The organism is Pseudomonas sp. MF6394 (assembly GCF_002018845.1).
Classification (GTDB): domain Bacteria; phylum Pseudomonadota; class Gammaproteobacteria; order Pseudomonadales; family Pseudomonadaceae; genus Aquipseudomonas; species Aquipseudomonas lactis.
This window is the reverse complement of the sequence record NZ_MVOJ01000031.1, coordinates 1-24231: the sequence shown is the minus strand read 5'-3', so window position 1 is coordinate 24231 and position 24231 is coordinate 1. Positions and strand designations below refer to the sequence as shown.

Sequence of the window (24231 nt, the reverse complement as noted above, 5' to 3'; positions counted from 1 at the left end):
ATCGCATTGCTGATCGACACCTTGCAACGGCGCCTGGCGCGCGTGTTGACCAACCTGGCGCCGGCCTTGTCGACCTGGGCCGAAGGCGACTTCAGCCAACCGATCGCCCTGGGCAAGACCAACCGCGAGCTGCACGATATCGAGGCCTCCCTCAACCGCCTGCGCGCCTACCTGGTGGACCTGGTCGGCACCATCCGTGGCAATGCCGAAGAAGTGGCGGGCAGCAGCCGCGCCCTGGCCGAACTGAGCAGCGGCCTGCACGACGGCGCCGAACGCCAGGCCGGCGACACCGCGCAAATCCGTGATTCCCTGGGCGAGCTGGAAGCCACCATCCAGCAAGTCGCAGGCGATGCCAGCCAGGCCGCCGGCGCCAGTCGCAGTGCGGGCCAGGCCGTGGAGCAAGGCCAGCGCGTGATCGGCCTGAGCCTCACCGGGCTGCATGCGCTGGTGGGCGAAGTGCAGCAAAACGCGCAGATGATCGAGAAACTTGCCGAAGAGTCCGCCACCATCGGCGGCGTGCTCACGGTGATCCGCTCGATTGCCGACCAGACCAACCTGCTGGCGCTCAATGCCGCCATCGAAGCCGCCCGCGCCGGTGAGGCCGGGCGTGGTTTCGCCGTAGTGGCCGACGAAGTACGCTCCCTGGCCCAGCGTACTGCCGGTGCTACCGCCGAAATCCAGGGCCTGATCGCCGGCCTGCAAACCGCCGCGCACCAGTCGGTAGAAGGCATGCGCGCCCAGGTCGAACACGCCGAAGCCACCGCCCAGCAAGCCCAGGCGGCGGATGGCGCGCTGGATGAAATCGTCGGGGCGATCCAGACCATCTCCGACACTGCCGTACGTATTGCCGATGTGACCGCGCAACAAAGTGGAGCCGTGAGCGAGATACGCGACAACAGTGAGCGGATACATCAATTGGGTGAGGACAATTTGCTGCGTATTGGCCAGGGCCGTAGCCAGGGCGAGCACCTGCTGGTGCTGGGCGGGCAACTGACTACCGCCGTGCAAGCCTTTCGCGTCTGACCCGATCTGATGTTCCATGAAGACCAAAATGTGGGAGCTGGCTTGCCTGCGATAGCGGTGGATCAGCCAACTCATCCCCCACTGATACACCGTCATCGCAGGCAAGCCAGCTCCCACACTGACCGAACGCAGGCTCTTGGTCACAAATTTTGCGCAATCCTCGCTAATCGTGCCGGCTACTGCATAGAACTGGACAGTCACAAAGGCTTTGCGGCATAGTCGCCGGGTTCTGACACACCCACACCAATAACAAGGAACAGCCAATGGCGACCTTACTGGTTCTTCACGGACCCAACCTGAACCTGCTTGGCACCCGCGAACCGGGCGTCTACGGGGCAGTGACCCTCGACCAGATCAACCTCGACCTGGAACGACGGGCACGTGAAGCCGGCCACCATTTGCTCTACCTGCAAAGCAATGCCGAGTATGAATTGATTGATCGCATCCATGCCGCGCGCGGCGAAGGCGTGGACTTTATTCTGATCAATCCCGCCGCTTTTACGCACACAAGCGTTGCATTACGTGACGCGCTGCTGGCGGTGAGCATCCCATTCATCGAAGTGCATTTATCGAACGTGCACAAACGCGAAGCTTTCCGCCATCACTCTTACTTCTCCGACGTAGCGGTAGGAGTGATCTGCGGCCTTGGCGCCAGCGGTTACCGACTGGCCCTGGAGGCCGCCCTGGAACACATTGAAGAACAGGCTAAACGCCCCTGACCGACCCTTGGGAGTTGATGATTCATGGATATCCGTAAAGTTAAGAAACTGATCGAACTGCTGGAAGAATCCGGTATCGACGAGCTGGAAATCAAGGAAGGCGAAGAGTCCGTACGGATCAGCCGTCACAGCAAGACCCCGGCCCAACAGTTCTACGCGCCACAGATGCAAGCGCCGGCTCCAGCCGCTGCTGCTCCGGCTGCCGCACCTGCCGCCGCCGCTGCGCCTGCCGCCCCAGCCGCGCCTGCGCTGAACGGCTTCGTGGTCAAGTCGCCAATGGTCGGTACGTTCTACCGCACCCCGGCACCGACCTCGCCAGCCTTCGTTGAAGTGGGCAAGACCGTGAAAGTGGGCGACACCATCTGCATCGTTGAAGCGATGAAAATGATGAACCACATCACCGCGGAAAAAGCCGGCGTCATTGAATCCATCCTGGTAGAAAACGGTCAGCCGGTTGAGTACGACCAGCCGCTGTTCACCATCGTTTGAACCGCGGAGCGCCTTCGATGTTGAAACCTGCGAAGAAACTGCAAAAAGTCCTGATCGCCAACCGCGGCGAGATCGCGCTGCGTATCCTGCGCGCCTGTAAGGAAGAGGGCATCAAGACCGTCGCTGTTTACTCGACGGCCGATACCGAATTGATGCACGTGAAACTGGCGGACGAAAGCATCTGCATCGGCCCGCCACTGGCCACGAACTCGTACCTGAAAGTCTCGAACATCATCGCCGCGGCAGAAGTGACCGGCGCTGATGGCATCCACCCAGGCTACGGCTTCCTCGCGGAAAACGCCGATTTTGCCGAACAGGTGGAAAAATCCGGGTTTGCCTTCATCGGCCCCAAAGCCGAAACCATTCGCCTGATGGGCGACAAGGTATCGGCCAAGGACGCCATGATCGCGGCCGGCGTGCCAACCGTTCCAGGCTCCGACGGCCCGCTGCCTGAAGACGAAGAAACCGCTCTGCGCATTGGTCGCGAAGTCGGCTACCCGGTGATCATCAAGGCCGCCGGTGGCGGTGGTGGTCGCGGCATGCGCGTGGTGCACAAGGAAGAAGACCTGATCGAAGCCGCCAAGCAGACCCGCTCCGAAGCGGGCGCCTGGTTCGGCAACCCGATGGTCTACCTGGAGAAGTACCTGACCAACCCACGTCACGTGGAAGTCCAGGTGCTGTCCGACGGCCAGGGCCACGCCATCCACCTGGGCGACCGCGATTGCTCGCTGCAACGTCGTCACCAGAAGGTTTTGGAAGAAGCTCCGGCTCCGGGCCTGGACGAGAAAGCCCGCCAGGAAGTGCTGGCACGCTGCGTCAAGGCGTGCATCGACATCAACTACCGTGGCGCCGGCACCTTCGAGTTCCTCTACGAGAACGGCCGCTTCTACTTCATCGAGATGAACACTCGTGTGCAGGTAGAGCACCCGGTATCGGAGATGGTCACCGGTATCGACATCGTCAAGGAGATGCTGAGCATCGCCGCCGGTAACGTGCTGTCCTTCACCCAGGACGACGTGAAGATGCACGGCCACTCCCTGGAGTGCCGCATCAACGCCGAAGACCCGAAAACCTTTATCCCAAGCCCTGGCCTGGTCAAGCATTTCCATGCGCCCGGCGGCAACGGCGTACGTGTGGATTCGCACCTGTACAGCGGCTACAAGGTTCCGTCCAACTACGACTCGCTGATCGGCAAGCTGATCACCTGGGGCGCCACTCGCGACGAGGCCATGGCCCGTATGCGCAATGCCCTGGACGAAATCGTGGTAGACGGCATCAAAACCAACATCCCGCTGCATCGGGACCTGGTTCGTGATGAAGGCTTCTGCGAAGGTGGTGTGAACATTCACTACCTGGAACACAAGCTGGCCAACCAGTAAGTGCTCCACCCAACAAAACCGCCTTCGGGCGGTTTTGTTGTTTGTGGGCCACCGAAACCCTGTGGGAGCTGGCTTGTGTGGGAGCTGGCTTGCCTGCGATGGCATCGCCTCGGTCTGGCAGAAAAACCGAGGTGCCTGCATCGCGGGCAAGCCCGGCTCCCACACAAGCACCACATTTTGACCGGGTGCAGTCAGTGGTGTCGTCTTCTGCCCGCTGCTCGCGTAAACTTGCGCGCTTTCGCGGCCTGCCCGCCGCACATTCATTTTTTTCAAAGGTGCCCGCCATGCCTTGGCTGCAAGTCCGTCTCGCCATCAGCCCAGAACAAGCCGAAACCTACGAAGACGCGTTCCTCGAAGTGGGCGCCGTGTCGGTGACCTTCATGGACGCCGAAGACCAGCCGATCTTCGAACCGGAACTCAATACCACGCCGCTGTGGTCCCACACCCATTTGCTGGCCCTGTTCGAAGACGGCACCGACGCCGCTGCCGTGCTGGCCCATATGGAACTGCTCACCGGCGGCCCGCTGCCCGAGCATCACAGCGAAGTCATCGAAGACCAGGACTGGGAACGCAGCTGGATGGATAACTTCCAGCCCATGCGCTTCGGCCAGCGCCTGTGGATCGTGCCAAGCTGGCACGCCGCTCCCGAGCCAGAAGCGGTGAACCTGCTGCTGGACCCGGGCCTGGCGTTCGGCACCGGCACCCACCCCACCACCGCCCTGTGCCTGGAATGGCTGGACGGCCAGGACCTGACCGACAGCAACGTCCTGGACTTCGGCTGCGGTTCGGGGATTTTGGCAATCGCCGCCCTGCTGCTGGGCGCCAAGGAGGCCGTGGGCACCGATATCGACGTGCAGGCCCTGGAAGCCTCACGCGATAACGCCGGGCGCAACAACATTGCCGAAGGCAAATTCCCACTCTACCTGCCTGAAGATCTGCCCCAGGTTCAGGCCGATGTACTGGTGGCCAATATCCTCGCCGGGCCACTGGTGTCGCTGGCGCCGCAACTGTCGAGCCTGGTCAAGCCGGGCGGGCGCCTGGCGCTGTCGGGCATCCTCGCCGAGCAAGGTGAAGACGTGGCGGCGGCCTACGCCAAGGACTTCGAGCTGGACCCGATCGCCAACCGTGATGGCTGGGTACGCATCAGCGGTCGTCGGCGCTAGAATGAGCGCTTGCCTGAATCGGATGGCCGCATGACCGACAGTTTCGTCACCCAGTGCCCACATTGCCAATCGCGCTTTCGCGTCAACCACGCTCAATTGAGCGTGGCCCGCGGCGTGGTGCGTTGCGGCTCGTGCCTGCAAGTGTTCAACGCCGCTCGCCAGTTGCTGGAGCAACGGGCCCAGGCGTCTGCGCCGGAACCTGAAGTGCCGACCACCGCTGAGCCGGCCGTCGAACCGACTGGCGAAGCACCTCCCGAACCACCGCGGGCCATCAGCCAGAAACAGTGGACGGCCGAAGAGCTGGACCTGGATAACCTGGACAAGGAACTGGCCAAGCTGGAACGTCGCGAGATTCAGCACACCCAGGCCGTGGGCGCAGAACGTCGCCAGCCAGGTGCCGACCGTCGGCAAAAGGAAGAGTCCTTCAGCGCCAGCCGCGATACGGTCAAGGCCGAGGAAGAAAAATGGGCGGCCAGCCTGTTCAGTGAGCCACCCGAAGAGCGCACCCAGGCACCAGCGGAAGAGCCCGAGCCGGCCGCGCCTGCGTCCAAACAGCGCACCGAACCGTCCATGTCGGCCCACACCGACGACCTCGATGACGAACCGGCGCTGCACACCACCGCCGGGGATGAAGATCTCGACCCGCCGCTGACGCCCACCCTCGACGAGCCGGAACCCGAAGACCGCGCGCAGCCACGACGCAAGCGCGCACGAACGGAGGCCGGCGTACATGACGAACTGCTCCAGGACCTGGAAGACGACCCCCTGCACTTGTATGCGCAGAAGCGTCCGTCAGGCTGGGGCCGCCGCCTTGCCTGGATAGTGCTGGTGGTAATGGCCGCCGCCGGCCTGGCCGGCCAGTACATCGCTTACCAATTCGACGATCTGGCCCGCCAGGACGCCTACCGCCCGTGGTTCCAGGCGCTGTGCCCGAAACTGGGATGCACCGTGCCATCGCGGGTCGACATTACCCATATCAAGAGCAGCAACCTGGTGGTGCGCAGCCATCCCGAGTTCGCCGGGGCGCTGGTGGTGGATGCCATCCTCTATAACCGCGCGACCTTCTCCCAGCCCTTCCCGCTGCTGGAGCTACGCTTTGCGGACCTGAACGGCGGCCTGATTGCCAGTCGTCGCTTCAAGCCCGCCGAGTACCTGAGCGGCGAGTTGGCCGGCGTGAGCGAAATGCCCTCGCAGACGCCGATCCACATCTCCCTGGACATCCTGGACCCCGGCAACAAAGCCGTGAATTACAGCCTGAGCTTCCATTCGCCCGAGTGAAACGGCGTGCCCACCGAGGTTTGACGGCGGATTACAGACTTGGCCGCCGTCGACCAAACCGATGGCGATAAAAAAGTAACTGTTCAGATTTTATCCAATTCAGCCTTTAACCAGTCATCGAGAGCGGGTATCATGCCAACCCTTTTTCGAACTCTAATGATCCGGCCCCACAACAGGGAAGTCCTATGTCGGCGGTACGCATCGGCCCATACACATTGCAAAACGGCTTGATCCTCGCCCCGATGGCGGGTGTCACCGACCAGCCCTTTCGTCAGCTGTGCAAGCGTTTGGGCGCGGGTCTAGTAGTCTCTGAAATGGTTACCAGCGACATGAGTTTGTGGAACACCCGCAAGTCGCGGATGCGCATGATCCATGAAGGTGATCCCGAGCCACGCTCGGTGCAGATCGCCGGTGGCGATGCGCAGATGCTGGCGGATGCAGCCCGGGCCAACGTGGAGCTGGGTGCACAGATCATCGATATCAACATGGGCTGCCCGGCCAAGAAGGTCTGCAACAAGGCCGCCGGTTCCGCACTGTTGAAAGATGAGCAGTTGGTCGCCGAGATCCTGCAGGCCGTTGTCGGCGCAGTGGATGTGCCGGTGACCCTGAAGATTCGTACCGGTTGGGACCGGGACAACAAGAATGGCCTGACAGTGGCGAAGATCGCTGAACAGGCAGGTATTACAGCGCTGGCGGTGCATGGCCGCACCCGCGCCGACCTTTACACCGGTGAAGCCGAGTACGACACCATTGCCGCGATCAAGCAGGCCGTGTCGATGCCCGTCTTTGCCAATGGCGACATCGACAGTGCCGAGAAAGCCCAGCGCGTGCTGCACGCGACCGGTGCCGATGGCTTGTTGATTGGCCGGGCCGCCCAGGGGCGGCCGTGGATTTTTCGTGAAATCGAGCATTTCCTGCGTACCGGTGAAGTCTTGCCGGCACCAGAGTTGGTCGAGGTGGAACGTATTCTGCTAGAGCATCTGGCCGCCCTGCACGCCTTCTATGGGGACGTGATGGGAGTACGCATTGCTCGCAAGCATGTCGGCTGGTATCTCGCCACCTTGCCGGGCGCCAAGGAATTCCGCGCTCAGTTCAATCGTTTGGATGAAACGCAGGCACAGGTCGCCACCGTTCGTGAGTTCTTCGCCGGACGCGACAAGAGCCTGGGAACAGGGGATGGAGAAGGGGTGGCCGCATGACGATGATGACCGAGACTTTAGTGAGTGGAACAACACCCGTGAGCGACAACGTCAATTTGAAACAGCACCTCAACACGCCGAGCGAAGAAGGCCAGACCCTTCGCGGGAGTGTCGAGAAGGCGCTGCACAATTATTTCGCCCACCTTGAGGGCGCTTCCGTCACGGATGTGTACAACCTGGTGCTCTCCGAAGTCGAGGCGCCCTTGCTCGAAAGCGTGATGAACTACGTCAAGGGCAACCAGACCAAAGCCAGTGAGCTGCTGGGCCTCAACCGTGGCACCTTGCGCAAAAAGCTCAAGCAGTACGATTTGCTGTAAGCATTCAATCAAACCAGAAAGGCGCCCGCGTAAAACCGGTCGCCTTTTTTGCTGACTTCCTTTGCTTTTGATGGAAATTGAGATGACCGACCAGACCACCCGCCTGCCGATCCGCCGCGCCTTGATCAGTGTTTCCGACAAGACCGGGATCCTCGAATTTGCCCGGGAGCTGGAAGCCCTGGGTGTGGAAATCCTCTCCACGGGCGGGACCTTCAAACTGCTGCAGGACAACGGCGTGGCCGCAGTAGAAGTCGCGGACTACACCGGTTTCGCAGAAATGATGGACGGTCGCGTCAAGACCCTGCACCCGAAAATCCACGGCGGCATCCTCGGCCGTCGCGGTATCGACGACGCCATCATGACCGAGCACGGCATCAAGCCGATCGACCTGGTGGCCGTTAACCTCTACCCGTTCGAAGCCACCATCAACAAGCCAGGTTGCGACCTGCCGACCGCCATCGAAAACATCGATATCGGCGGCCCGACCATGGTGCGCTCGGCGGCCAAGAACCATAAAGACGTGGCCATCGTGGTCAACGCCAGCGATTACGCCAGCGTCCTGGAAAACCTCAAGGCCGGTGGCCTGACCTACGCCCAGCGCTTCGACCTGATGCTCAAGGCGTTCGAACACACCGCCGCCTATGACGGCATGATCGCCAACTACATGGGCACCGTGAACCAGGCGGCGCCAACCTTGAGCACAGAAGGCCGCAGCCAGTTCCCGCGCACCTTCAACAGCCAGTTCATCAAGGCCCAGGAAATGCGCTACGGCGAGAACCCGCACCAGAGCGCGGCGTTCTATGTGGAAGCCAAGCCTGCCGAAGTGGGCATTGCCACCGCGACCCAACTGCAAGGCAAAGAACTTTCCTACAACAACGTGGCCGATACCGACGCCGCGCTGGAATGCGTGAAGAGCTTCGTCAAACCGGCCTGCGTAATCGTCAAGCACGCCAACCCGTGCGGCGTGGCCGTGAGCCCGGACGCTGAAGGCGGTATCCGCCAGGCCTACGAACTGGCCTACGCCACCGACACCGAATCCGCGTTCGGCGGCATCATTGCCTTCAACCGCGAGCTGGATGCCGAGACCGCCAAGGCCATCGTCGAGCGTCAGTTCGTCGAAGTGATCATCGCCCCAAGCGTCAGCGAAGAAGCCCGCGCCATCGTCGCCGCCAAAGCCAACGTACGCCTGCTGGCCTGTGGCGAGTGGTCGGCAGACCGCGCCGCGGCCTGGGACTACAAGCGCGTCAATGGCGGCCTGCTGGTACAGAGCCGCGACATCGGCATGATCGGCAGCGATGACTTGAAAGTCGTGACCAAGCGTGCGCCGACCGAGCAAGAGATCAACGACCTGATCTTCGCCTGGAAAGTGGCCAAGTACGTCAAGTCCAACGCCATCGTCTACGCCAAGAACCGCCAGACCATCGGTGTCGGCGCCGGCCAGATGAGCCGTGTGAACTCGGCACGTATCGCCGCGATCAAGGCAGAACACGCCGGCTTGCAGGTGGTGGGTTCGGTGATGGCATCCGATGCGTTCTTCCCGTTCCGTGACGGCCTGGACAACGCCGCGAAAGCTGGCGTGACTGCCGTGATCCAACCGGGCGGCTCGATGCGTGATGCAGAAGTCATCGCCGCCGCTGATGAAGCGGGCATTGCGATGGTCTTCACCGGCATGCGCCACTTCCGCCACTGATTGACTGGATCTTTAGCGGGCACTGGCTTCATGTGGGAGCTGGCTTGCCTGCGATGGCATCACCTCGGTGCAACTGACACACCGAGGTGCCCGCATCGCAGGCAAGCCAGCGCCCACAGGAAAACAGCCAACAGTGCCCCCACGAATTTGCTCCATCCGAGGTTTTTGAAATGAATGTTTTGATCATTGGCAGCGGTGGCCGTGAACACGCCCTGGCCTGGAAAGTAGCCCAGGACCCACGCGTGCAGAAAGTCTTCGTGGCCCCCGGCAACGCCGGTACCGCCATCGAAGCCAAGTGCGAAAACGTCGCCATCGACGTGCTGGCCCTGGAGCAGTTGGCAGATTTTGCCGAGAAGAATGTTTCCCTGACCATCGTCGGCCCGGAAGTGCCGCTGGTGGCTGGCGTCGTGGATCTGTTCCGCAGCCGTGGCCTGGATTGCTTCGGCCCTACCGCGGGCGCCGCCCAGCTGGAAGGTTCGAAAGCCTTCACCAAGGACTTCCTGGCTCGCCACAAGATCCCGACGGCCGATTACCAGAACTTCACCGAGATTGAGCCAGCCCTGGCTTACCTGCGTGAGAAAGGCGCACCGATCGTGATCAAGGCCGATGGCCTGGCTGCCGGTAAAGGCGTGATCGTCGCCATGACCCTGCAGGAAGCCGAAGACGCCGTGCGCGACATGCTCGCCGGCAATGCCTTTGGTGACGCGGGTTCGCGTGTGGTCATCGAGGAATTCCTCGACGGCGAAGAAGCCAGCTTTATCGTGATGGTCGACGGCAAGAACGTATTGCCAATGGCCACCAGCCAGGACCACAAGCGCGTCGGCAACGGCGACAGCGGCCCGAACACCGGCGGCATGGGTGCCTACTCCCCGGCACCAGTGGTCACCGCCGACGTGCACCAGCGCGTCATGGACCTGGTGATCTGGCCAACCGTGCGTGGCATGGCCGATGAAGGCAACGTGTACACCGGTTTCCTTTACGCCGGCCTGATGATCGATAAAGCCGGTAACCCGAAAGTCATCGAGTTCAACTGCCGTTTCGGCGATCCGGAAACCCAACCGGTGATGCTGCGCCTGCAATCGAGCCTGGTGCTGCTGGTGGAAGCCGCCCTCGCCCAGGCCCTGGACAAGGTCGAAGCGCAATGGGACCCACGCCCGAGCGTCGGCATCGTGCTGGCGGCCGGTGGCTACCCTGCCGACTACGCCAAGGGCGATGTGATCGAAGGCCTCGACGCGGCCGCTGCGCTGGAAGGCAAGGTCTTCCATGCCGGCACCGCGCTCAAGGACGGCAAAGTTGTAACCGCCGGTGGCCGCGTATTGTGCGCCACCGCGATGGGTGCCAGTGTCGATGCCGCGCAACAACAGGCGTACAAACTGGCGGCGAAAATCGACTGGAAGGGCTGCTTCTACCGCACCGACATTGGCTACCGTGCCATTGCCCGCGAACGTGGTGAGAACAACTGAGCAGCTACACTTGCAGTGGCTATCCGTTCGGTTAGGTAAGGGCCTTTGGCCCTTGCCGTACCCTGTCGCCCCGCGCATAGTTAACCCGTGCATCCAACTACCGAAGGGATTTCGCCGTGCGCTGGCTCAGGATCGCCATAGGTTTCACAATCAGTCTGCTGACTTTGCTCTGCTTGCTACCGGCCCAGGCCGCCGCGCAAGGCAGTGGCTGGGCGGTATTGCTTGATGAACAGGCCGACCTGCAACTGAGCGACATCCGTTCCTCCCGCTACACCAATCAATTCAGCCCCATCGAACTGGACCGCATCACTGCCGCGCAGCCGGACGGTGCGTTGTGGGTGCGTTTCAGGTTGCAGCCTGGCAAGCACGAACAAGTGCTGCGGGTGTTCGCCCCGGACCTGTCCAGCCTGAGCCTGTACGTGCTGGACGGCGACACCCTGGTGGAGCAACAAATCACCGGCACTCGCCAACCCCAGGCTGAGCGTCCGTTGCCCAGCAGCGACTTCATGTTACCGATGCCCCAGAGCCAACAGCCTCTGGAGGTGTACCTGCGGCTGGTTTCGGAACACGAACTGCGCCCTTACATCACCCTGGAACCTGCGGTACTGGCCGCCGCCAACCAGAACCAGACGCTGATCTACGGCCTGCTGTTTGGCGTGCTGTCGATGTTGATCCTGCACAACCTCACGCGCTTCGCCTACCACCGCTCGCGCAGCAGCCTGTGGCTGGCCGCGTGCGAGTTCCTGTTGATGCTCAGCCTGGCGCTGCTACTCAACCTGGTGGGGCCGTGGCTGCCGAACTGGCACGCGATCCAGACCCCTGGCGCCTACCTGGCCCTGCTGCTGACCGCGCCCTGCGGGCTGATGTTTGCCTACCGCTTCTTCATGCCCCTGGGCCCGCATCCGCTGAACAAGGTGTTGATGGCTGACATCCTGCTGATCATCCTGTGTGGCCTGCTGCTGTTGTTCGTCAATACCTTGCCGTTGAACATCATCACCTATGCCCTGGTCGCGCTGGCGGGCCTGAGCATGCTGTTTGTCTCGGCCTATCACTGGCAAAAAGGCTACCGCCCGGCGCGCTTGTTCGTGGCGGCCATGGTGGTGTTCAACATCGGCACGCTGATCATCCTGCCCGCGCTGCTCGGCCTCACCCTGGTGGCGCCACAAGGCCTGATCGTCACCCTGCTGAGCTTTATCTGCCTCAGCGGCCTGCTGATGAGCCTGGCCCTCGGCGAGCGCCAGCGCGCCATTGTTGAAACCCGCTTCAGCCTCAGCCGCGACCTGGCGGCCAGCAACGCCGAAATCGCCGCCAAGGCCGAGTTCCTGGCGAAGATCAGCCACGAAATTCGCACCCCCATGAACGGTGTGCTGGGCATGACCGAGTTGCTGCTGGGCACGCCGTTGTCGGTTAAGCAACGCGACTATGTGCAGACCATCCACAGCGCCGGTAATGAGTTGCTCACCCTGATCAACGAGATTCTCGACATTTCCAAGCTCGAATCCGGCCAGATCGAACTCGATGATGTGCAGTTCGATCTCAATGCACTGATCGACGACTGCCTGAGCATCTTCCGCGCCAAGGCCGAGCAACAGAATGTCGAGCTGATCAGCTTTATTCAGCCCCAGGTGCCACGGGTGATCAGCGGTGACCCGACGCGGCTGCGCCAGGCGTTGCTGAGCCTTCTGGAAAACGCCCTGCACAAAACCGATGAAGGCGAAGTGCTGATCGTTGTCGCCCTGGATGAGCGCAGCACCAAGCCGCGCCTGCGTATTGCCGTGCAAGACAGCGGCATCCCCATGGAAGCCGCCGAACGCGACGCCTTGCTGCACAGCGAACTGCACAGCAAAAACTTCCTCTCGGCGACGCGCTTGAGTGGCCACCTGGGCCTGGTCATCGCCCGCCAACTGATCCTGTTGATGAACGGCGAGTTCGGCGTCAAGAGCGGCAGTCACCAGGGCAGCACCCTGTGGCTGACCCTGCCCCTGGACCCTGAACGCCTGGAGCACCCGACCAGCGACCTCGACGGCCCGCTCAAGGACGCCCGCGTGCTGGTGGTGGACGACAACGACACCTGCCGCAAAGTGCTGGTGCAGCAATGCACGGCCTGGGGCCTGAACGTCAGCGCCGCGCCTTCGGGCAAGGAAGCCCTGGCGCTGCTGCGCACCAAGGCGCACCTGCGTGATTACTTCGATGTGGTGCTGCTGGACCAGAACATGCCCGGCATGACTGGCATGCAACTGGCGGCGAAGATCAAGGAAGACCCGAGCCTGAACCACGACATCCTGCTGATCATGCTCACCGGCATCAGTAACGCGCCGAGCAAGATCATTGCGCGCAACTGCGGGATCAAGCGCATCCTCGCCAAACCGGTGGCGGGCTATACCCTCAAAACCACCCTGGCCGATGAACTGACCCAGCGCAGCAAAGGCGCCCTCGTTGCCCGCCCGGCCCCCAGCGCGCCGGTAGCCATCACCGTACCCAGTGATTTCCGCATCCTGGTGGCCGAAGACAACAGCATCTCCACCAAAGTGATTCGCGGCATGCTCGGCAAGCTCAACCTTAACCCGGACACCGCCAGCAACGGCGAAGAAGCGCTGCAAGCGATGAAAGCCCAGCGCTATGACCTGGTATTGATGGACTGCGAGATGCCGATCCTCGATGGTTTCTCTGCCACGCAGCAACTGCGGGCGTGGGAAGTCAGCCACCAACGCGTGCGCACGCCGGTGGTGGCGCTCACGGCGCACATTCTCTCGGAACACAAAGAACGCGCACGCCAGGCAGGCATGGACGGGCATATGGCCAAGCCGGTGGAACTGTCGCAACTGCGCGAGCTGGTGGACTACTGGGTGGCGCAGCGCCAACAGCGCCCGGAACACGCCCCATCCTGAACCTGAAATACCATCCCCTGTGGGAGCTGGCTTGCCTGCGATAGCGATGTATCAGTCACTGATGTGTTAACTGACCCACCGCTATCGCAGCATAGGTATCTACACAACTTCGGTACGACGCTAAACCTATGGCGAGGGAGCTTGCTCCCGTGACGGCCGGACAGCCTACACTTATCTACCTGCCGCCCCGCGATCAAACTGTGGGAGCTGGCTTGCCTGCGAAGACGGCCTGGCAGTCAACACAGTTGGATTGTGTACATATCCATTGCTGCGGTAACGGCCACTTAGGGTTCCGCCCTGACGGCGGCTCACTTTTGAAAAGCGCAAAAGTAAGCAAAACGCTCTTGCCCCACCACTCGGCACCTCGCTTAGGCTCGGTGTGCCCGTAATCCGCCAGTGATTTGGGGGGCCGCCGCCACGCGCCATCCATGGCGCGGGGCGGCTAAACCGGCATCCCTGCCGGTTTACCCCCCAAATCCCTGTCGAATTCCGGCCAGCGTGGTTTAACGGGGCACTTAAGATCAAAAGCAGATCAAAAGCAAGATCAAGAGCGGCTCGCTTCGCATCGTGGTTACCGTCTGTTGCTACTGCCCACAAAGTTGCGTAGATACCTATGGCTATCGCAGGCAAGCCAGCTCCCACATTTGATCTCTGTCAGATAGACTCCTCCCCACTTCCCCCGCCCGCGAGCCGCCCCCATGCTCCACGTGTTATTCAGCGTTTACCTGAAGATGCTGGTGCTCTACAGCCCGTTCTTTGTGCTGTCCTGCTTTATCAGCCTGACCCGTGGCTATTCCAGCAAGGAGCGTCGGCGCCTGGCGTGGAAAGTCGCACTGGCCACTCTGGTATCGAGCGTGCTGCTCTACCTGTTTGGCCGGGTGATTTTCAGTGTGTTCGGCATTACCGTCGACGCGTTCCGCATCGGCGCCGGCAGCGTGTTGTTTATCTCCGCCCTGGGCATGGCCCAAGGCAAGTCGGCGGTGCAGACCGACAACGTGCAGCAGGACGTGACCATCGTGCCGCTGACCATCCCCCTCACCGTCGGCCCCGGCACCATCGGCGCCTTGCTGGTGATGGGCGTCAGCCAACCGCACTGGGATGACAAGCTCACCGCCATCCTCAGTATTGCCCTGGCCAGCCTGACGGTGGGCGTGGTGCTGTACCTGTCCAACCGTATCGAACGCATTCTCGGCGACCAGGGCTTGCAGATTGTCAGCCGCTTGATGGGCCTGTTCGTCTGCGCCCTGGCCGCGCAAATCATTTTTACCGGGGTACGCGGCTACCTGGTGCCCTAGATCCGGTATTTGGCGATCGCCATTTCGACTTTGTCACCGGCGCTTTCGCGCATCAGCTGGATGGTTTTCTCGTTGACCATCGAGGTATTGAGCACAAGGCAAGTCTGCCCGCTGAAGGCCTCGAACGAGGAGCTGTCCCACTCCAGGAACGGCAGGCCCACCTGTTTATCCACACCATGGGTGCTGTAGGTCACCAGCACCATGATCAATTCGCCGTCTGTTTCAGCGCAGGAGGCCAGGCCGAAATCGCCGCCCTCGCGCACCGCGCAATTGCGCTTGAACAGCTCGAAAGACGCTGGCTGGCGCTTCAGTGCGTCCAGCGCATCGGCGGCCAGTTTTGGCAATGCACTGAGCAACGGGCCGGACAGCGCCGTCGACGTCAGCATCGAGGCGATGATATTCAGCGCCGCCAGTTGCACGGTCAGGCCCTTGCCCGCACGCGAGACCCGCTCAAAGCGACTGCGCAGCGGCAGCCAGCCCAGGCTGACCATGACCTTGATAAATTCCTCGTACCACGCCTCGCTACCCCGTTGGACGTTCAGCACATCGCTCACATAACTGCTGGCCAGCAAATAGCTTTTGCGCACGTATTCCCGGTTCAACGCCGATAACCCTTCGGCAAACGAAATCACCCCGTTGTTGACCACGGCCGCATTGCAATCATCTTCGCGATCCAACGCGCAAATGGCCTGCCGTGCAGGGGCGCCCGGCAATTTGTAGGCGGCAATCAACTTGCGCCTTTTTTTGCTGTTGATCCTTCTGTGACGTCGCTCCATTTTCTGTTCTCCACAAGCACCCCACATGGGGCTTGTCTCCACCCTAGTCCAGGCAGCTGCTCGCTTTCCATGCGACAAACATCCCTTGGCCTGCCCCGCCCAAAACCAGCGCCCAGCAATAACAAGGCGCGGCGGGCAGGTATGCGGTTTTCATCGCAAAAAAAAGAAAAAGCCCCGAACAACGCCAGGGGAATCCCTGGGTTATTCGGAGCTTTCCGGCAGCCAACGGGGCTGTTTTCAGGAGTTGGGTTTGTCGCCATACCAACGTGGCGTGTACACCCACTCGCCCCCACCGGCGCGCGGGAACACACAGGTGGTGGATGAACCGATCAGCACCATGGTGCGCATGTCCACCTGCTCGGGGGTCAGTTGCCCCAAGGTGGTGACGCGCAGCGTCTGGCCTGGACGACCGATGTCACGGCCCAGCACCACCGGCGTCAGTGGCGTGCGATGCAGCGCGACGATCTCCAGAGCACGCCCCAGTTGCCAAGGCCGCGACCGCGAGATCGGGTTGTAGAACGCCAAGGCCAGGTCGGCCTGGGAAGCCAGGTCCAGGCGTTTTTCGATGATCGACCAGGGCTTGAGGTTATCCGACAGCGACATCACACAGAAGTCATGCCCCAGCGGCGCGCCCGCCTGGGCGGCGGTGGCCAGCGAGGCGGAAACCCCCGGCAGGATTTCCAGGTCGACCTGATGCCAGGCCGGCTCGCTGGACTCGTGCAGCGCTTCGATCACTGCCGCAGCCATAGCGAATACGCCAGGGTCGCCGGACGACACCACCACCACCGAACGCCCCTGCGCAGCCAACTCGAAAGCGTGGCGAGCGCGCTGCATTTCTTCGCGGTTGTCAGTGCAGTGTTGCACTTGGTCGTCCCGGAACGGCCCGGCCATGCGCACGTAGGTTTCATACCCCAAAACATCGGTGCAACGCGCCAGTTCCGCCTTCACCGCCGGCACCATCAGTTCAGCGGCGCCGGGGCCCAGGCCGATCACCGCCAGACGCCCGCGCGGGCGCCCCACCTGTGACAGGTCCAAGGGCTGCTCGGCCACGGTAATGCTGATATCCGCAACGGGTGTCAGCGCGGCAAAACGCAGCGGTACGCCCAGGGCCGACGCGGCTTCATGCAAGGACGCGTCAGCCATCTGCAGGTCGCTGGCTAGCAGGCAGGCCAGGGACTGCACGGCCACACCCGCCTCCTGCAACGCTGTGCGCACACGCTCGGCCAACTGTGCACCCGGCCGGCAAGTGACGTAGATATTCTGCGGGTAAATCAGCAACTCGTTGGCTGCCGGTGTGCGCTCGGCACTGCCTACATGGATCGCCAGGCGCGCTTGTTGATCCTGAGGCAGGTTAGCCTCCTCCAGCCATGGCGCCGCACCTTCGATACGCACGCTTTCGCCGGCCAGAAGGTCGGAGACAAAGCGTTTGCCCAACTCGATATCGGCCAGTTGATAGCCCGCCGGCGGGTTGAGCAGGCAGGTGCCAAAACGCAACTCGCCACTGGTGGTGATTGCCGCGGATACGCCCAGTGCCGCGGCGATATCCCGTGCCATCACATTCACACCGCCCAGGCCACCGAGCAACGGCACCACGGCGCTGCCGTCTTCGGCCACGGCCAGCACGGCGGGTTCTTCGCCCTTTTCCAGCAGCAACGGCGCCAGGGTGCGGATCACAATGCCCGCGGCGCACAGGGCAATCAGTGGTGTGCCCTGCTGATAGAGCTGACGCAAGGTCGCGCCGAATTCGCTGTAGGTACGGTCTGCACCTTCAACCCGAGTGACCAGGCCGTGGATCAACGCGCCGGGGTAAACCTGCTGGAGCTTGCGCGCAGTCGCCAGGCTGCCCTGGCCCAGAATCACAATCGCCGGGGTCATCAACCTTGCCACCGTTCACCGGGCACGATGATCAGCGAGAAATACGGCGAAGACATCGGCTCCACCTGGTCCAGCGGCACAATCTTCTGGTTGGCCATGGTCGCACGCTCCACATACAGCGCCCGCTCGGCCAGACCCAACTCCTCCAACACCTGGCGCACCTTCGGGAAGTTGCGCCCCAGCTTCATGATCACGGCGGCATCGGCATCCGCCAGGCGGCGCTTGAGGTCCTCATGGGGCAATACGCCCGAGAGCACCGACAAGCTCTGGTTGCGGTACACCAACGGCGCGCCAAGTACCGAGGCGCCACCGAGCATCGAACACACGCCTGGAATCACCTCGGCGTCGTAGCGCTCGGCCAGGCGATCATGCAGGTACATGTAGGAGCCGTAGAAGAACGGGTCACCTTCGCAAATCACCGCCACGTCGCGGCCTGCGTCCAGGTGCGCAGCCACGTCGAGGCTGGCGTTGTCGTAGAAGTCGCTGATCACCTGCTCGTAGGACAGCGGCGCCGGCAGCACTTCGGTGGTCACCGGGTACACCAGCGGCATCAGGGTCTGTTGCGGTACCAGATGGTCTTCGATGATGCCGAAGGCATTGCCCTTCTTGCCCTTGGCCACGAAGTACGCCACCACCGGCGATTCACGCAGCAGGCGCAAAGCTTTGAGGGTAATCAGTTCCGGGTCACCGGGGCCGACGCCCAGGCCGATCAAACGTCCGCGCACCTGCATTATTCGACCTCCGTGGCCAGGGCATTGACGGCGGCGGCCGCCATGGCACTGCCACCCAGGCGGCCTTGCATGATCACGAATGGCACCCCACGGCTGTCAGCGGCGAGCATCGCCTTGGATTCAGCGGCGCCAACAAAACCCACCGGAAAACCGAGGATCAACGCCGGTTTCGGCGCGCCGGCGTCGAGCATTTCCAACAGGTAGAACAACGCGGTCGGCGCGTTGCCGATCACCACCACGCTGCCTTCCAGATACGGGCGCCACAGCTCAAGGGCAGCGGCAGAACGGGTGTTGCCCAGCTCCCGCGCCAACTCCGGCACGCTATCGTCGCGCAGGGTGCAGATCACTTCGTTATTGGCCGGCAGGCGTGCGCGGGTCACGCCTTCGGACACCATCCGCGCATCGCACAGAATCGGCGCACCAGCGGCCAACGCGTCACGCCCTGCCTTGCCGGCACCTTCGGAAAATTGCAGGCCGTCGATGGCCTCGACCATGCCGCACGCATGAATCACCCGCACCGCGAGTTTTTCCAAATCAGCCGGGATGCGGTCCAGGTTGGCTTCCGCGCGAATAATGGCGAAGGAGTTGCGATAGATCTCCTGACCGTCGCGGATGTAATCAATCATCGGTGTTGCTCCGTGGACGAGCGCGCAACAGGGCGCCCGCCGCTTCAATGGAAAGAGTGCGCGCGTGCAGCCGGCCAAAACCTGGCTGGGCTGCCTCGCGAAAATAGAGGTCGTAGTGGCCGGGGCTCACCGCCAGCAAAGTGACGGGCGCGGTGTGCGCGGCGGCGCAGGAGCGCGGGCAGCCGGACAGGTGCACCTCGATGCCCGGTTGCAGAGCGGCCAGTTGCACGGCGTCGGCCTTGGTGTCGGCCTGGCCTTTGGCGCAGCCGCTGGAACCGGTGCAGGCAATCATGCGCGCCAGCGGGTGGCCGAGGGAGCAGATAAAGCCCAGTTGCGCCAGGCGTTCGGTCACGGCGTGAGGCTTTTCGACGTTGGGCACCAGCACGCCTTGCCAGGGGGTGAAGCGCAAGGTGCCGTCCCCAAAGTCGCTGGCCAGTTGTGCGGCGCCCTTGAGCATCGTTGGGTCCAGGCGGCCCAAGGGCGCGAGGGCGGCAACGTAGAACTGATTCTTTTGCGCTTGTGGATAAGTGCCCACCTGCAGCGAGGCGTCGCTGGGCGGGCGTGTGAAGCCGTCGACTGGCAGCAATGGCACACGCAAATGGCTCAGCACGTTATCCACAGGCAAATGGCGCATACGCGTTTGCTCAGGGGTGGCGAGGTCCAGAAAGGCTTCCAGCACAGCCACTACCAACTCAAGCCCTTGGCTCAATGGCACGGCGGCCAGGGGCGCATCCAGACCCGGACAGCCGGCCAGCCCGAACGCGAGCAGGGTTTCGCCATGGCGTACGAAGGCCGACAACCACAGATCGTGGTGATGTTCGAGCATCGCCAGGTCTTCGCCGCCATCGAGTTGCACCGCGAACTTGGCCGACAGTTGATGGAAACGCGGATGGTTTTCCAGGGTGGCGAGGATCTGCGCGGCCAGCGGGCGGGTGTCGAACAGCATCTGCGGGTCGATGCCGGCGCTGGGGCTGAGCATCAGATTGCGCACGTCGTCACCGCCCGCGTTGCTAGGCCCCAGGCCCGCCGCCAGCAGCCGGGCGATCAACGCTTCCTGCTCGGCGCCGATGCCGCGAATCTGCAAGTTGGCGCGGTTGGTCGCCTCGATCACCCCGCCTGCATAGGCCTGGGCCGCGTCTGCCACGGCGTGGGCCTGGGCGGCGGTGATCGCGCCACCCGCCAATTTGACCCGGCAAATGCCGCCGTCCAACGCCTGGACAATACGCAGCAACCCCGGACAAGCCGAGGGGCGCAAGGTATTCACAGCGGGCGTTGGGTTCACGGGGCTACCGGTTGACGGGTAAAGGCGCGGTATTATGCCTGCTTTGTCCGGCGGCATGAAAAGCCTGCCCGTCGGATGTCGTTCAAGGAATTGATATGTCGCCCTGGCTGACGGTTGTAGGCATCGGTGAAGACGGCTTCAAAGGCCTGGGCAGGAATGCCCGGCATGCCTTGCTGCGCGCCACGCGGATTATAGGTGCTCAGCGCCAGTTGGACCTGCTGCCGCAGTGTATTGGTGGCGAGCGCCAGCTATGGCCGAGCCCGTTTTCTCTGGAGCCGGTGTTGTCGCGGCGTGGGGAGCCTGTGTGCGTCCTGGCCAGTGGCGACCCGATGTTCTATGGCGTCGGCGCCAGCCTGGTCCGGCACGTGGCGGCTGAGGAGTTGACGATTTTGCCCGCGCCTTCGTCGGTATCCCTGGCGGCGGCACGCTTGGGCTGGCCGTTGCAGGAGGTGGTGACATTGTCGGTGGTGGCGCGTCCCTTGGCGGCGATCAACGCGCACCTGGCCAGTGGCGTGCGCTTGTTGGTATTGAGCAATGACGGCAGCAGCCCCGCCTTGATTGCCGCGTTGTTGACCGAGCGCGGTTTTGGCCCCAGCCGCATCCGTGTGTTTGAACACTTGGGCGGCCCGGCTGAACGGCGCATCGACGGGCACGCGCAAGCCTGGGAGCACGCTGCGGTTGCCGATTTGAACCTGGTCGCCATCGACTGCCTGGCGGATGCCAACGCACCGCGCCTCTCGCGTCTTGCCGGCTTGCCGGACTCGGCCTTCAAACACGACGGCCAACTGACCAAGCGCGATGTCCGCGCCATGACCCTCGCCCGCCTCGCGCCCATGCCGGGCGAACTGTTATGGGACGTGGGCGCGGGCAGTGGCTCCATCGGTATTGAATGGATGCGCACCCATCCCAGCTGTCGCGCCTTGGCGATTGAAGCCGACACCGGCCGCCAAGGCCTGATCGAACACAACCGCGACGCCCTCGGCGTGCCCGGCCTGCAACTGGTGCGCGGCAAGGCGCCGGCTGCTTTGCTCGGCCTGGAAGCACCGCACGCCATCTTCATCGGCGGCGGTGTCACCCGCGACGGCGTGCTCGACACCTGCTGGCAACACCTGCGCCCCGGCGGGCGGTTGGTGGCCAATGCCGTGACCCTGCAAAGCGAAATGACCTTGATGAACTGGCGCGCCCAACATGGCGGCGAACTGACCCGCATCCACGTCGCCCAGGCGCAGCCCTTGGGCGAGTTCGATACCTGGCGCCAGGCACTGCCGATCACGTTGCTGGACGTGGTCAAACCGTTATGAAAAGGATTCTGCTGCTGGGCGGCGTCACCGAAGCGCTGGCCATCGCCCGCACCCTGGGGCCGGAACACGTCTACAGCCTGGCCGGCGTGGGCCGTGTGCCAACCGACCTCACCTGCCAGGTTCGCGTCGGGGGTTACGGAGGCGCTGAAGGGTTAGCGCAGTTTATTCGTGACGAACGTATCAGCCTGATCCTTGACGCCACCCATCCGTATGCAGCGCAGATCAGCCAAAACGCGGCCCAGGCGTCGCGATTGAGCGATGTGCCTTGCTGGGCATTACGCCGCCCGGCCTGGCAGCCGCAGCCGGGGGATGATTGGCGAGAGGTCGCCGACTGGGCCGAGTTGGTCGAAGCGCTCAAACCCTTCAAGCGCCCGCTGTTCACCTTGGGTCGCGAACCCTTGCAGCACCTCGACGAAATCCCCGCCGAGCAGTTCTGGACCTTGCGCGCGCTGGATGTGTATCCGGGCAATGAGCGCTGTGAAGTGATCGGCGCACGCGGGCCGTTCCTCATCGAGGAGGAGCGGGCGTTATTCCAAGAACGGCGAATTGATGTGCTGATCAGCAAGAACAGCGGCAGCACCGCCACCGAGCCGAAGCTGGAAGTGGCGCGTGAGCGGGGGGTGCCGGTGTTGGTGTTGAAGCGGCCGGTGTTGGCGGCAGTGGATCGAGAGTTTACGGCAGTGCCAGCGTTGCTACAGGCAATCACCCTTTTCTAAACACCACCTATCCAATGTGGGAGCGGGCTTGCTCGCGAAGGCAGTGCGTCGGCCAAAACATCCAGCGACTGACATACCGCTTTCGCGAGCAAGCCCGCTCCCACACTTTGGAACTGCGTTATCAGACGGCGGTAGTGGATCAGCCAGCAAAGGCGTTAGCTCAATCAACTGCGCAACGGTTCAACGAGAAGTTACCTACAGACGCACCGGAACCCGCTGACTACTGAGACACGCAGCCCATGGCGATGATCCTCAACATTTCGTCAACGCAAAAACGTGACATCGAGCGTGCTAAAGAAATTGCAGATGAATTTGAGAAAAAGGAGTGACCCATGACTCAATTTAAAGATTTCGATATAGCCGAGCATCTGACGACCCCAGAGGACATGGCGGAGTATCTCGAAGCCTCTTTCGAGGAGGACGCCGGTGACGGATTGCTGATTCGCTCAGCGCTTAACAATATCGCCCGCGCCCAAGGCATGACCCAAATAGCCCGCGACCCGGCCTCGGACGAGAAAGTCTGTACAAAGCCCTCTCCAGCACGGGCAATCCCGAATTCGCGACTATCATGAAAGTCATGAAGGCTCTGGGCCTCAAGCTCCGCGCCACGGCCGTCTGAACCACTGCGACACCAAACCACACCCGCCCTTTTTACTTATCCCCCTCGATCAGGCTAAATACCCGCCTGATCGTTTAACCCTACGGATTATCCGCCATGGCCCGTCAACGCTTTGCAATTGCCTGGATCGCCTGCCTTGCAGTGCTGTTCAATGCGTTTGCCATGCCGTTGGCCAGTGCGATGCAGCAGACGGACGACCCGATCAAGCGTCTGATGTGGGGCGGGTTCTGTTCGTCCAATGGTGCCAGCCTCAAGGCGATTGCCCTGGGCAAGCTGGAAATCCCGGCGCCGCCGGATGATCACTCGGCTATGCAGCATTGCTGGTGTTGCTCGGGTTCGGCGCCGTTGGTGGCGTTGCCGGGGCATGTGCCGCAGTTGTATGTGACGCGCTTCGAGGCGGTGCAGAGCCTGCCGCCGCGCTTATTGCGCAATCCCACCCCGCGCCAGCAATGGCCAAGCCTTAACCCCCGCGCCTCTCCAACGGTCTGATTTTCTTCGCAAGTGAACTGCGTTTAGAACCGTTCTGGAGAACTGCCATGCTTAAATCTTCCCTGCTTCTGGCTGCGTTGCTGCTGCCGGTGTTCAGTGCTGCCAATGCCGAGGACTACAAGGCCGGCGACTTGGAGGTCAGCAATCCCTGGTCCCAGGAATTGCCGCCGAATGCGCCCACCGTCGCGGCCTATTTTGTGATTCATAACACCGGGGCTACCCCGGATCGCCTGCTCAGCGTTGAAACCAGCGTCGCCGAAAAAGCCGAGCTGCATGAACATGTAATGCAGGGCGACTTGATGAAGATGCAACAAGTGCCCAGCGTCGCCGTACCGGCCAAGGGTGAGCTGACCTTCGCACCGATGGCCTATCACGTGATGTTGCTGGGCCTCAAGGACCGCAGCCTGCTGGCCGATGGCAAGCAATTCCCACTGACCCTGACCTTCGAGAAAGCCGGCAAGGTCGAAGTGCAAGTGTCAGTGCACAAAGCGCCACCGATGGCCGGCCACGAGCATATGCACGCTCAGTAAGCCAACCTCGATGGGCGCCCCTCGCGCCAGGTTGTCTCCCCACTACCGCGTGAAGCGCGGCAGTTGGATCAGCCTGTTCGCCATGCTGATGATCTTTATCGGTCCGCTGATTTCCCAGGCGATGCCGATGGATCATCACGCCGGTATGTCCATGGAAATGCCCATGGAGATGCCAAGCGACCACGGCGACTCCCATCACACCAAAGCCCCCGCCGAACACCACGCACTCTGGGCCAAGTGCGGCTATTGCGACCTGCTATTCAGCTGCCCGGCCCTGCCCGGCAGTGTGTCGTTCCCGTCTCTTATACACCTCTGACGCTGCCGCCCAATAGAGACCCGTAGATCTAGGAGTCAACACACATACATCAAACTACATCACCGAT

Annotated in this window: 20 protein-coding genes and 3 pseudogenes; 18 read left to right on the top strand and 5 right to left on the bottom strand. The window is 62.3% G+C overall.

Going from position 1 to position 24231, the window contains the following annotated elements; genetic code table 11:
* Nucleotides 1–507 precede the first annotated feature (507 nt).
* From MF6394_RS35265 to MF6394_RS25405, 12 genes and pseudogenes are all read left to right on the top strand, one after another.
* Nucleotides 508–1023: pseudogene (locus MF6394_RS35265) on the top strand (methyl-accepting chemotaxis protein); the annotation flags it as partial.
* A gap of 263 nt (nucleotides 1024–1286) precedes the next feature.
* The gene (gene aroQ, locus MF6394_RS25460) at nucleotides 1287–1742 is read left to right on the top strand and encodes a type II 3-dehydroquinate dehydratase (protein WP_014716732.1); all 456 of its coding nucleotides are present in this window, start codon (nucleotides 1287–1289) and stop codon (nucleotides 1740–1742) included.
* 24 nt (nucleotides 1743–1766) lie between these two features.
* Nucleotides 1767–2231 carry an acetyl-CoA carboxylase biotin carboxyl carrier protein gene (gene accB / locus MF6394_RS25455; RefSeq protein WP_003188191.1) on the top strand — a complete coding sequence of 155 codons (465 nt, stop codon included), beginning with the start codon at nucleotides 1767–1769 and terminating at the stop codon, nucleotides 2229–2231.
* A 17-nt stretch (nucleotides 2232–2248) separates the two neighbouring features.
* The gene (gene accC, locus MF6394_RS25450) at nucleotides 2249–3610 is read left to right on the top strand and encodes an acetyl-CoA carboxylase biotin carboxylase subunit (RefSeq protein ID WP_003188188.1); all 1362 of its coding nucleotides are present in this window, start codon (nucleotides 2249–2251) and stop codon (nucleotides 3608–3610) included.
* Nucleotides 3611–3894: 284 nt separating this feature from the next.
* Complete coding sequence (gene prmA, locus MF6394_RS25445; protein ID WP_044271100.1) at nucleotides 3895–4773, top strand: 50S ribosomal protein L11 methyltransferase; 879 nt, start codon at nucleotides 3895–3897, stop codon at nucleotides 4771–4773.
* Nucleotides 4774–4803: 30 nt separating this feature from the next.
* The gene (locus MF6394_RS25440) at nucleotides 4804–6051 is read left to right on the top strand and encodes a DUF3426 domain-containing protein (RefSeq protein ID WP_078467812.1); all 1248 of its coding nucleotides are present in this window, start codon (nucleotides 4804–4806) and stop codon (nucleotides 6049–6051) included.
* A gap of 185 nt (nucleotides 6052–6236) precedes the next feature.
* The gene (gene dusB / locus MF6394_RS25435) at nucleotides 6237–7250 is read left to right on the top strand and encodes a tRNA dihydrouridine synthase DusB (protein WP_078467811.1); all 1014 of its coding nucleotides are present in this window, start codon (nucleotides 6237–6239) and stop codon (nucleotides 7248–7250) included.
* Nucleotides 7247–7567, top strand: coding sequence for a DNA-binding transcriptional regulator Fis (fis, locus tag MF6394_RS25430; protein WP_002555375.1), 321 nt, complete (start codon nucleotides 7247–7249; stop codon nucleotides 7565–7567). Before dusB ends, fis begins: the two co-directional genes overlap by 4 nt.
* Nucleotides 7568–7649: 82 nt before the next feature.
* Nucleotides 7650–9257, top strand: coding sequence for a bifunctional phosphoribosylaminoimidazolecarboxamide formyltransferase/IMP cyclohydrolase (gene purH, locus MF6394_RS25425; RefSeq protein ID WP_003188169.1), 1608 nt, complete (start codon nucleotides 7650–7652; stop codon nucleotides 9255–9257).
* A 170-nt stretch (nucleotides 9258–9427) separates the two neighbouring features.
* Nucleotides 9428–10720 carry a phosphoribosylamine--glycine ligase gene (purD, locus tag MF6394_RS25420; RefSeq protein WP_014716727.1) on the top strand — a complete coding sequence of 431 codons (1293 nt, stop codon included), beginning with the start codon at nucleotides 9428–9430 and terminating at the stop codon, nucleotides 10718–10720.
* A 116-nt stretch (nucleotides 10721–10836) separates the two neighbouring features.
* A complete protein-coding gene (locus MF6394_RS25415; RefSeq protein WP_044271090.1) occupies nucleotides 10837–13608 on the top strand; it encodes a hybrid sensor histidine kinase/response regulator in 2772 nt (923 codons plus the stop codon).
* 698 nt (nucleotides 13609–14306) lie between these two features.
* Nucleotides 14307–14903 carry a MarC family protein gene (locus MF6394_RS25405; RefSeq protein WP_003171467.1) on the top strand — a complete coding sequence of 199 codons (597 nt, stop codon included), beginning with the start codon at nucleotides 14307–14309 and terminating at the stop codon, nucleotides 14901–14903.
* Here MF6394_RS25405 and MF6394_RS25400 read toward each other — a convergent pair.
* The 5 genes from MF6394_RS25400 to cobG all read right to left on the bottom strand — a co-directional run bounded on the left by MF6394_RS25400 (nucleotide 14900) and on the right by cobG (nucleotide 20250).
* The gene (locus tag MF6394_RS25400; RefSeq protein WP_032893767.1) at nucleotides 14900–15679 is read right to left on the bottom strand and encodes a hypothetical protein; all 780 of its coding nucleotides are present in this window, start codon (nucleotides 15677–15679) and stop codon (nucleotides 14900–14902) included. The two genes, MF6394_RS25405 and MF6394_RS25400, sit on opposite strands and share 4 nt — an antisense overlap.
* Nucleotides 15680–15916: 237 nt before the next feature.
* On the bottom strand, nucleotides 15917–17554 hold the full coding sequence (gene cobJ / locus MF6394_RS25395) for a precorrin-3B C(17)-methyltransferase (protein ID WP_078467809.1): 1638 nt from the start codon (nucleotides 17552–17554) through the stop codon (nucleotides 15917–15919).
* Entirely contained in the window at nucleotides 17554–18285 is a 732-nt protein-coding gene (locus tag MF6394_RS25390) for a precorrin-2 C(20)-methyltransferase (protein ID WP_032893769.1), read from the bottom strand. The genes cobJ and MF6394_RS25390 overlap by 1 nt, the downstream gene beginning before the upstream one ends.
* Nucleotides 18285–18911 (bottom strand): precorrin-8X methylmutase, encoded by a 627-nt coding sequence (locus MF6394_RS25385; RefSeq protein ID WP_044271083.1) that lies wholly within the window; start codon nucleotides 18909–18911, stop codon nucleotides 18285–18287. Before MF6394_RS25385 ends, MF6394_RS25390 begins: the two co-directional genes overlap by 1 nt.
* Nucleotides 18904–20250 carry a precorrin-3B synthase gene (cobG, locus tag MF6394_RS25380; protein WP_078467808.1) on the bottom strand — a complete coding sequence of 449 codons (1347 nt, stop codon included), beginning with the start codon at nucleotides 20248–20250 and terminating at the stop codon, nucleotides 18904–18906. Before cobG ends, MF6394_RS25385 begins: the two co-directional genes overlap by 8 nt.
* 38 nt (nucleotides 20251–20288) lie before the next feature.
* Here cobG and MF6394_RS25375 point away from each other — a divergent pair, with 38 nt between their 5' ends.
* The 6 genes and pseudogenes from MF6394_RS25375 to MF6394_RS25345 all read left to right on the top strand — a co-directional run.
* Nucleotides 20289–21494 carry a bifunctional cobalt-precorrin-7 (C(5))-methyltransferase/cobalt-precorrin-6B (C(15))-methyltransferase gene (locus MF6394_RS25375; RefSeq protein ID WP_069558194.1) on the top strand — a complete coding sequence of 402 codons (1206 nt, stop codon included), beginning with the start codon at nucleotides 20289–20291 and terminating at the stop codon, nucleotides 21492–21494.
* Entirely contained in the window at nucleotides 21491–22210 is a 720-nt protein-coding gene (locus MF6394_RS25370; RefSeq protein ID WP_078467807.1) for a cobalt-precorrin-6A reductase, read from the top strand. The genes MF6394_RS25375 and MF6394_RS25370 overlap by 4 nt, the downstream gene beginning before the upstream one ends.
* Before the next feature lie 332 nt (nucleotides 22211–22542).
* Nucleotides 22543–22829, top strand: a pseudogene (locus MF6394_RS25360) (addiction module antidote protein).
* 96 nt (nucleotides 22830–22925) lie between these two features.
* On the top strand, nucleotides 22926–23318 hold the full coding sequence (locus MF6394_RS25355) for a DUF2946 domain-containing protein (protein WP_003188156.1): 393 nt from the start codon (nucleotides 22926–22928) through the stop codon (nucleotides 23316–23318).
* A 47-nt stretch (nucleotides 23319–23365) separates the two neighbouring features.
* Nucleotides 23366–23848 (top strand): copper chaperone PCu(A)C, encoded by a 483-nt coding sequence (locus MF6394_RS25350; RefSeq protein ID WP_069558192.1) that lies wholly within the window; start codon nucleotides 23366–23368, stop codon nucleotides 23846–23848.
* Nucleotides 23849–23858: 10 nt separating this feature from the next.
* Nucleotides 23859–24152, top strand: a pseudogene (locus MF6394_RS25345) (DUF2946 domain-containing protein); the annotation flags it as partial.
* Between the last annotated feature and the right edge of the window lie 79 nt (nucleotides 24153–24231).